The following is a 2,540-nucleotide window of genomic DNA, read 5'->3' on the forward strand; positions in this document are numbered from 1 at the left end:
CGCGCGGCTGGGCGATGTCGCCGACCAGGATGCCCGGCCATCCCGCGTTCTTGTGCGCCCTGGCCGCGAGCCGCTTGATCAGCGCGATCATCTCGGGGTGGCCATAGCTGCGATTGCGCGACAGCCGCATCACCTGCCAATGGTCGCCGTTGACGGGCATCTGATCCGCGCCGCCGATGCAGCCCTTGGTGTAGGAGCCGATGACGTGGGCCGACCCCTTCGACGGCAGCAGCTTGCGCGCGAACAGCTCCTTGGCGGCGACCTCAGGGTCGTTGGGATTGGCGAGCGGCGGCAGCGGCTTCGGGCTGACGCTGCCCTTGTCCTGAGCCAGCGCGCCGCCGGCGGCCAGGAGCGTCATGACAAGCAGGAGAGGGGCGATGTGGCGGGGACTCATGCGCAGCCCTTATAACCCAACGCCGCGTCCGGGTTAAGAATGAGGCTTTCGCCCAGCCGCAATCTCACGGCGTCTTGACAGCCGTTGCCTCAGCGTAAAGCTGCGCCCGGGATGACGATCCCCATGTCCAATGAGGTCGTCCGAAAGTCGTCGTCTTGTCGCGGGCCCGCCCGATTCTTAACAGTGCGATAACCGTATCCTGCATTGACTAAAATTCGTGCGCGGAACGATGCCCGTTTCGATCCCGTATGCAATCGGACGCGCGGGCGGAATTGATTCATGGAGAGGGCACGTTTTTGCGTCACCTCTCTCCCCGATTGCGACGAGGCCACGGGCCTGGCGCGCCATCTGGCCCGCTTGCGCCGCGCGAACAGGCACGAGAGCCGGGCTCTCGGTGTTCGCAAGGCGCGGTCCTGGCGGGCGCGGTCACCCAAGATTACCTTTCTTTCAGACACTTGCCCCAAAACTACCGCCCACTGGGCGCGATTGGGACGAGTGAAGTTGGGTTTGGGGTCTCGAAAAGCAAGAAAGCGAAACGGAAGCGCGCGTGCCCGGGCCGGCCGATTGCCACGCAAGCCACGCTTGCCGCGCGCGTCGCGAACCCGTTCGGACCGCGACGAAATCCTGCGCAGCCGCGCCGAGGCGGAAGCCGCGATCGCGGAAGCGCGCAAATCCCATGAGCGCCTGCGCCAGGCCATCGACATCCTGCCGCAGGGCATCGTGTTTCTCGATGCCGACGGCCGCTACGTGCTCTGGAACAAGAAATACGCCGAGATCTACCGCAAGACCGCCGATCTGTTCGAAGAAGGCGCGCGTCTCGAAGACACGCTGCGCATCGGCGTCGCACGCGGTGATTATCCCGAAGCCATCGGCCACGAAGACGAGTGGATCGCCGAGCGGCTGCAAAAGCTCTATCAACCCGCCGCGCGCCACGAGCAGACGCTGTCGGACGGCCGCGTCATCCTGATCGAGGAGCGCTTGACCGACGACGGCGGCGTCGTCGGCCTGCGTGTCGACATCACCGAATTGAAGCAGCGCGAGGCCTCGTTCCGCTTGCTGTTCGACGGCAATCCCGTTCCCATGATCGTGTGCGCGCTGGACGACGAGCGCATCCTCGGCGTCAACGACGCCGCGGTTGCGCATTACGGCTACAGCCGCGCCGAGTTCGAGCAATTGAAGATACGCTCCTTGCAGGCTTTCGAAAGCGAGCCGCCCTGGACCGCCGATCCCACCGGCGAGGAGCAGGCCGGGCGCACCTGGAAGCACGTCAAGGCCGACGGAGCGCTGATCGACCTTGCGATCTATTCCCGCGAATTGACCTATGCCGAGCGGCCCGCCGTGCTGCTCGCGCTGATGGACATCACCGAGCGCAAGCGCGCCGAGGCGCGGCTTGCCTTCATGGCCCAGCATGACGGGCTGACCGGCCTGCCCAACCGCAATCTCTTGCGCCAGCAGATGGACGAGATGCTGCTGCACACGCGGCGCAGCGCCGACAAGGCCGCGCTGCTCATCCTCGGGCTCGACAGTTTCAAGTCGGTCAACGACACGCTGGGACACGCGGTCGGCGACAAGCTGCTGCGCGGCGTCGCCAAGCGGCTGCGTTCCACCTTGCGCGAGGAAGATGCGCTGGCGCGGCTCAATTCCGACGAGTTCGCGATCGTGCAAAGCGGTCTGGCGCGGCCCGAAGACGCTGTGATGCTGGCCAAGCGTCTCCTGGAAGCCATCGCCGATCCCTATCTGCTCGACGGCCATTCCGTGGTGATCGGCGCCTCCATCGGCATCGCGATGGCACCCGGCGACGGCGATGAGTCCGAAAAACTGCTCAAGAGCGCCGACATGGCGCTGTCACGCGCCAAGCTCGACGCGCGCGGCAGCTTCGCCTTCTTCGAGGCCGCGCTGGATGCAAAAGCCCAGAGCCGCCGCAAGATCGAGGTCGAGCTGCGCGACGCCATCCAGAACGACGTGCTGCGCCCCTATTACCAGCCGCTGATCGACCTCCAGAGCGGCCGCATCACCGGCTTCGAAGCGCTGGTGCGCTGGCCGCATGCCGAGCGCGGCATGGTCTCGCCGGCCGAGTTCATTCCGGTCGCCGAGGACACTGGCCTGATCAACCCGCTCGGCGGCTTGATGCTGCGCCGGGCGTGCC

General features: G+C 65.9%; 2 protein-coding genes. One reads left to right on the plus strand and one right to left on the minus strand.

Annotated features, from left to right (window positions below):
- On the minus strand, positions 1 to 394 hold a 394-nt coding region (locus MOV75_RS34210; RefSeq protein ID WP_247007544.1), incomplete at its 3' end, for a penicillin-insensitive murein endopeptidase.
- A 582-nt stretch (positions 395 to 976) separates the two neighbouring features.
- Between MOV75_RS34210 and MOV75_RS34215 the strand changes: the two genes are divergently transcribed.
- The coding region (locus MOV75_RS34215; RefSeq protein ID WP_247007547.1) for a bifunctional diguanylate cyclase/phosphodiesterase at positions 977 to 2,540 on the plus strand (1,564 nt) is incomplete at its 3' end.

It is taken from the genome of Bradyrhizobium sp. PRIMUS42 (assembly GCF_023006515.1).
In the GTDB taxonomy this organism is placed as follows: domain Bacteria; phylum Pseudomonadota; class Alphaproteobacteria; order Rhizobiales; family Xanthobacteraceae; genus Bradyrhizobium.